The organism is Ramlibacter aurantiacus (genome assembly GCF_016722895.1).
GTDB classification, from domain to species: Bacteria; Pseudomonadota; Gammaproteobacteria; order Burkholderiales; family Burkholderiaceae_C; genus Ramlibacter; species Ramlibacter aurantiacus.
On sequence record NZ_JAEQNA010000015.1, the window covers coordinates 34,153 to 41,134 of the forward strand.

The following is a 6,982-nucleotide window of genomic DNA, read 5'->3' on the forward strand; positions in this document are numbered from 1 at the left end:
TTCTTTCCATTGGTTGCCCCTGGTGACGTCAGGTAGCAATGCTGGGATGTCCTGGCTCGGCGGTTCGTCAGCCAACGCCTACTCGAGGCGTCGGAGCCCTTCCATGCCTTGCCCGCGGTCACCGCTCGCGGGCGGCCTCGTTGGCGAGCCGGCGCACCGGTGACAGCAGGTATTCAAGCACCGTGCGGCGGCCCTGGTGGATTTCCGCCTGGACCATCATGCCCGGCGCCAGGCTGAGTACCTCCCCAGCGAGCCCGCGCAACTGCTGGGTGTCCAGGCGCACCAAGGCCCGGTAACTGTGGGGGCTACGCCCCTGCGTTGCCGCCCGCTGCGGATCGCCCGCGCCCGAGTCCGCGCTCAACAGCTCGACCCTGCCGGTGAGAAGGCCGTATTTCTGGAACGGGTAGGCCAGCAGCTTCACCCGGGCGAGTTGCCCTGGAGCGACGAACCCGACATCCTCGTTGCGGACGGCGACTTCCGCGAACAGCGGTTCGTGCCGCGGCACCAGGTTCATCAGGACCACCCCCGGCTGAACGACCGCGCCCGGCGTGTAGGTGACCAGGTCGGTCACGGTGCCGTCTTCGGCAGCGCGCAACTCCAGCAACCCCGAGCGGTAGCCCTGCTTGCGCAGCTCGCCCTGGCTGCGCTGGCGCTCCGACAGCAAGCCCATGCGCTGCTCGAGCAACTGTGACTCGTAGCTGCTGCGGATCTGCGCCAGCCTGTGCCCCGACTGTTCCAGGCTGGCCAGCAGCCCCGCCACCATCGCCTGCTGCCCCTGCATGTCGCGCTCAGCCGCGATGCGCTCCCGCAGCCTGTCGTGGGCTCCCAGTTCAGAGACGAAGCCTTCGCCGACAAGCTGCTCATAGGCCTGCGCCGCGCGTTTCACCAAAGGCAGCGTGGCCTGCAGCTTGGCCAGCTGCTCGCGCGCGGCGGCTAGTTCGTGGCGGGTCCGTTGGACCTGCGCCTCTTCCTGGGAAACGGCATCGATATAGGCTTGGCGCCTTGCCCGGTACTGCGCGCCCACCTGGGCGCTCACCTCGACAGGTTCGCCTTGCTGCGGCAGCAGGGGCTGGTCGCGCAGCTCGGCGTCAATGCGCCGCAGGCTGGCCTCGCGCAGGGCGGATTCGGCTTGCAGCACGTCGAGCTCCGTGCGGCTGAGCGTGCCGTCCATTCGCATCAGCACCTGCCCGGCATGAACGGCATCCCCTTCGCGTACCAGCACTTCGTGAACCACCCCTGCCTCAGCAGGTTGCACGACGCGGCTGTGGTTGCGCGGGACCAGGCGGCCCTCGGCCGTCGCCACGATGTCGAGCTGTCCGAAGGCCGCCCAGGCGAACAGCAACAGCACCAGCGTTCCGACCGCATAACCCACCCATGCCGGCATCCGGGCCGGCGCCTCCTCCTGGAGGGCCAGCAGGTCTGGCGCTTCACCTGATGGGGCTTGGGCGTTCTCGCTCATCGGTGGCTCCTTCAAGCCAGGACATGCCCCGCGCCCTGCTCCAGCTCGGCGCGAGGCTTCAGGTGTTGCCAAGCCGTGCCGCCGGCGTCCAGCGTGCGTTGCGCCGCCGAGAGGCTGATGCCGGCCAGGCTGCCGGTGGTGTGGTACTGGAAGCTGAGGTCGCCGCCGAGGGCGGCCGTGCGGCTGTCGGCCAGGTGGGCGTCCAGCAACGCATTCATCGCCGCCCAGCCGGCCTCGCCGGTGCGTGCTGACGAAGGCGCCCGTTCGAAGCAGCGCACCAGCTGGTCGAAGTCGAAGACCTCCACCTGCTGATAGCTCGCCGCCGAGCCCTGGCTGACGACCGCCGTCACCAGTTGCAGTCGGCCGAACCCCTGCCCACCTCCCCGGTACCAGTCCTCCAGGGTGAGCCGGTCTCCCTGGCCCAGGACCAGCACCAGGTCGTCACCGGCCCGGCGCAGCCGCAGATCCTCCTGCCGGATGCCGCCGCCCAGGCTCAGCACGTTGCCACGCCCGCCGCCGGTCACGCGGTCGGCCCCGTCGCCGCGGTTGAAGGCCAGCAGATCCGCTCCGTTGCCCAGGTCAATGAAGTCGTTGCCGCGCCCGGCGGCCACCCAATCGTCGCCGTTGCCTGCCCGGATGACGTCGTCACCCGCCCCGGCATCGCCCATGTCGTTGTGGTTGCCCAGGTCCAGCCGGTCGTTGCCGGCTCCGGCCTGGACGATGTCGCGGTGGTTGCCGCCACTGAGGAAGTTGTCGCCCGCGAGGTCACACAGGTAGTCGTCCCCGTTCTCCCCCCACGACTCGTCGTCGCCCGCTCCACCGAACAGCAGGTCGTCGTCATGGCCGCCAAACAGGCGGTCCTTGCCGCTGCCTCCGAACAGCAGGTCGCGGCCCGCGCTGCCGTAGAGACGGTCGTTGCCCGCACCGCCGTACAACCAGTCGTCGCCCCCGTATCCCTGCAGCCCGTCATCACCCCGGCCGCCGGCCAGCAGGTCGGCGCTTGAGGTGCCGGTGAGCGAGGTGGGCCCGACCAGCAGGTCGTCCCAGCCGTAGCGGCTTCCGTCCGCGAACTCGAGGCGCTCGATCGGCGACACCAGGCCGCGGGCGGTGGACTGCATGCGGACATCGATGCCCTGCCCGGGCTGTTCGCGCCCGGCGGAATCGAGCACGCGCAGCTGCGCAGTGACCTCGCCGTTGCGCGTGACAAGACGCAGGGCGATGCGCTGCGCGCTGAGGCCGGCTCCGAAGCGGATGGTGTCCATGCCGCTGCTGTCCTCGATGCTGTCGAGGCCACCCCCCAGCGCGTAGTGATAGGTGTCATCGCCCGCGCCGCCCACCAGCCGGTTGTTGCCGCTGTTGCCGTGCAGGTGGTTGTCGAGGGCGTTGCCGAAACCCGAAAGATTGGTCGTGCCGGTGAGCACCAGGTCTTCCACATGATCGGGCAGTGTGTAGCCCAGGCTGGCGAGCACCCGGTCGCGGCCTTCGTTGAAGCGCTCGACCACCTGGTCGCGCGCGTCGTGGACGATGTAGGTGTCATCGCCCTTGCCACCTTCCATGCGGTCGGCCCCCGCGCCGCCGTCGAGCAGGTTGGAGAGGTCGTTGCCGGTGAGGCGGTTGTCCAGCGCATTGCCGCGGCCTTCAGTGGCAGCGCCGGTCAGCACCAGCGCCTCCACGTTCGCGCCCAGCGCGTGGTTGACCGAGGAACGCACGGTGTCGTAGCCGCCGCCCTCGGCCTCGACCACTTCGTCGCCCGCGTCATCCACGATGTAGTGGTCGTCGCCCTTGCCGCCTTCCATGCGGTCGGCGCCGGCGCCGCCGTCGAGCAGGTTGGCCAAGTCGTTGCCGATGAGATGGTTGTCCCGCGCGTTGCCCCGGCCTTCGGTGGCCGAGCCGGTGAGCACCAGCGCCTCCACATTCGCGGCCAGCGCATGGTTCACCGAAGCATGCACGGTGTCGTAGCCGCCGCCTTCGGGCTCGACCACCTCGTCGCCAGCGTCGTCCGCCATGTAGGTGTCGTCGCCCTTGCCACCGGCCATGCGGTCCGCGCCGGCGCCGCCGTCGAGCAGGTTGTCGTGGTCGTTGCCCGCGAGCTTGTTGTCCAGCGCGTTCCCGCGGCCCTCGATGGCTGCACCCGTGAGCACCAGCGCTTCGACGTTCGCGGCCAGCGTGTGGTCGACGGATGCGCGCACGGTGTCGTCGCCCGCGCCCTCGCTTTCGATCACCTCGTCGCCTGCGTCGTCCACGACGTACGTGTCATCGCCCTTGCCGCCGGCCAGCCAGTCGGCGCCCGCGCCGCCGTCGAGCACGTTGGCGGCCGGGTTGCCGGTGATCCGGTTCCGCAGCGCATTGCCGGTGCCATTGATGTGTTGGTCGCCGACCAGCACCAGGTGCTCCACGTGTTCGCCCAGGCGCCAGTCGATGCGGCTGCGAACGGTGTCGGTGCCCTCGCCCGGGAGCTCGATCACGAGGTCCTCGAGGTCGTCGACCACGTAGGTGTCGTCGCCTTCGCCACCCTCCATCCGGTCCGCGCCCGCTCCGCCGTCGAGCAGGTCGTTGCCCGCTAGACCACGCAGGGTGTTGCGCTGCCGGTTGCCCCGCAGGACGTTGTCGCCCGCATGGCCGGTGCCCTCGACGGCGGCACCGAGAAGCTCCAGGTCTTCGAGCTCGGCCCCCAAGGTGTAGGAAACGTGGGCGCGCACCCTGTCGGTGCCGCCGCCAGGCGCCTCGATGACCTGGTCGCTCTCGGAATCGACCTCGTAGATGTCGTTCCCGCTGGCGCCTTCCATGATGTCAGCGCCCTCGCCGCCCACCAGGAGGTCATTGCCCGCGCCGCCATACAAGACGTCGTCACCGGCCATGCCCCAGAGCTCGTCGTCGCCCTCGTCGCCGAAGAGGACGTCCGATCCCTCTTCCCCGAGAAGGATGTCATCGGCGGTGCCGCCGCTGATCACGTCGTTGCCGGGGCCGCCCGCGATGAAGTCGTCGCCGGGGCCGCCGAAAGCGATGTCGTTGCCGTCTCCCAGCAGGATCAGGTCATTGCCGCCCTGGCCTTCTCCGTCGCCGAAGACCAGGTCATTGCCAGGGCCCGCAAAGACCGTGTCATTGCCGGAGCCGGCGAAGACCACGTCGTTTCCGCCGCCGGTGACCACGTGGTCATCGCCGTCGCCGGAATCGATCATCTCGTCGCCAGCGTCGTCGATGTACACGTCGTTCCCCGCTCCAAGCGAGGCGGCATCGCTGCCAGGGCCGCCAACAGCCAGGTCGGGCCCGTCACCGCCGGTGAACGCCTGCGGCGGGCTGCGCACGGGCGCGAGAACGGTGGTGCGTGTCGAGCCGCCATCCGGCGAACGCGAGGGCAGTTGCACTTCGTTGGTGTACCGCAGCGTGACGTCGGCCAGCGCCAGCAAGCCGCCATCCGCCAACTCGGCGCGAGCCACGCCGTGCACGGTCTGGCCATCGATTACGCGGAAGAGCCCGTCGCTCTGGAGGTCGATGGCCGTGATGCCCCTATCCGCCAGGCTGCGAAGCTCGCCCGGATCGGTGATGCCATCGGAATTGGCATCGAGCCACACGCCGAAGCGCAACCAGCCTGCGTCACCGCTGTCCAGCCGACCGTTGCCGTTGCTGTCGAATGCCACCCGCAGCGCGGCCAGATCGGTCTGCTGCTCTGGTGCGTGGGCGACGAAGGCGATCTCATGGCGGTGCTGGATGCGGCCGTCACCGTCCTGGTCGAACACCAGCAGGCCGTCGCCGGGTACCGGCCATGCGGTGCGTCGCCGCCATCCGTCACCGTTGACGTCGAAGAACACGTTGGAATCATCGACATCCTGGAAGGCAAACCCATCGCCATCGAGGTCGATGGAAATCGGCTTGCCGCCCGACGAGGCGATGACGGGCAGGGGCGGCGGCCCGTAGTGGGTGCCGTGCAGCTCCACGTCCTGGAAAGTTCGGCCGGTGGGATCGGACAAGTCGACCACGCGCACGATGAACGGGTCGGTAAAGGACTCGGTTTCCGCGCCGATGGAGGCGTTGGAATCGGTGTTGGGGTCGGTGAGATAGACGTAGCCGTCGGGAATGCGCTCTCCATCGGCCAGCGCGATCCAGTCGGTCCGACCGTCGCCGTTGAGGTCGGGCACGTGGTAGGCGCGCGGCCGGCGGCCGACATAGGACCAGCTGCCGTCCGCCTGCACGATCGCGCTGCCGTAGGTGGGCTGGCTGACCACCTCGAAGCGGAAGCTGCTGCCATCGGGATCGGTGGCCAGCACCTGGCCGTGGTTGGCGCGCTGGTAGCCGATAGGCGTGTCGTGCGTGATCGAGTGCGCGGGCGTGCTGCCGACCTGAACCAGCGCCATGCCTGTCCCGCCATTCGCGGTCGGCACCTGGCGAGCTTCGTAGATGGGCTGCGCGGGAATGGCTTCCACGTAAGGCTCGTGGAGCGGCGCTCCAGGGACGGTGCCCTCGGTGGGATCGAACTCACTGAACACCACGCTCGGGAGCCCGTGCCAGCGCATCGGTTCATGGCCGTACACGGGCCGGTCCGGCGCGTGGTTCGGCGTGACCACCGGCGCGTCGTTCACCGGTGTGATGTTCAGCTCCACGCGCGCCTCCCGCGGCGGGATGAGCGACTCCTGGCCGGGCAAGGCCACGGTGTAGAAGAACTCCGCCGGGCCGTTGTAGTTAGGCTCCAGATACAGGCTGATGTCGCCATCCGGGCGCAGGTTGACGGTAACGTGCGCACCCGCGCGCACCGCGCTGATCTGCAAGCGGGCCGACATGCCGTCGGCGCCGCCCCAGGTGTCGTTCTGAAGCAGTTGCGCGGCTGACAGCAGGACCTCGACCCGAGGCTGCCCCGGCAGCAGCGGGTTGTACGCCGTGGCCGTGGCGTCTTCGTACAACTCGGCCCCTGGGCCGCCGAGCACCTCGCCGGCCGCAGCGATCTGCAGCCCGGCATAGGTCTTGTCCTTGCTCTCGAATTCCAGCACGAACAGCTGTGGCGAGCCGTTGCTGGTGGTCAGCCGGACACCCGCCCCCTGGAGCGAGGCCTGACTGCCTTCGTCGCCCGCCTCCAGCGTGCGGGTGCCGATCAGGCGCATGGAGCCGTCGGCCATCTCCAGGCGCTGGTTGGCGTAGTCGATAGCCACGATGCCGTGGTCGGTCAAGGGGCGCAGCTCTTGCACGCCGCCGGTCTCGTCCTGCACCCGTTGATCCGGGCGGCCGGGCAAGGGCAGCGGCGCTGTGTTGTTGCCGTCCTGGTCCAGGTCTTGCCAGACGCGCAGGTGGTTGAACACCGGGTCTTGCACGTCGATGCGTCCGTCCTGATTGGCGTCGTAGGCGGCGAGGATGCGCAGCCCCTTTCCCGCATCGGCGATGAGGGGGTTGGAGAACAGCTCGCGGGCTCCATCGACGCTCCCGTCGACATCGTGGTCCAGCACCAGAAAGCCATCGGACGCCGCGATCCACCCGGTGGGCTTCAGGTAGGCCTGGCCGTCCCAATCGAAACCCGCGTGCCCGGACGCCTGCGCC

General features: G+C 69.2%; 2 protein-coding genes. Both read right to left on the reverse strand.

All coding sequences use genetic code 11. The annotated features are described in order from the left end of the window. Positions 1-118: 118 nt before the first annotated feature. A complete protein-coding gene (locus JI739_RS23950) occupies positions 119-1,459 on the reverse strand; it encodes an HlyD family type I secretion periplasmic adaptor subunit (protein WP_201686548.1) in 1,341 nt (446 codons plus the stop codon). 11 nt (positions 1,460-1,470) lie between these two features. Beyond that, positions 1,471-6,982 (reverse strand): SPM autocatalytic domain-containing protein (locus JI739_RS23955; protein ID WP_494338073.1); only part of this gene is annotated, 5,512 nt, incomplete at its 5' end.

Coding starts and splice junctions, on each gene's coding strand:
- JI739_RS23950 (WP_201686548.1), bottom strand. CDS start 1,459: ATGAGCGAGAACGCCCAAGCCCCATCAGGTGAAGCGCCAGACCTGCTG.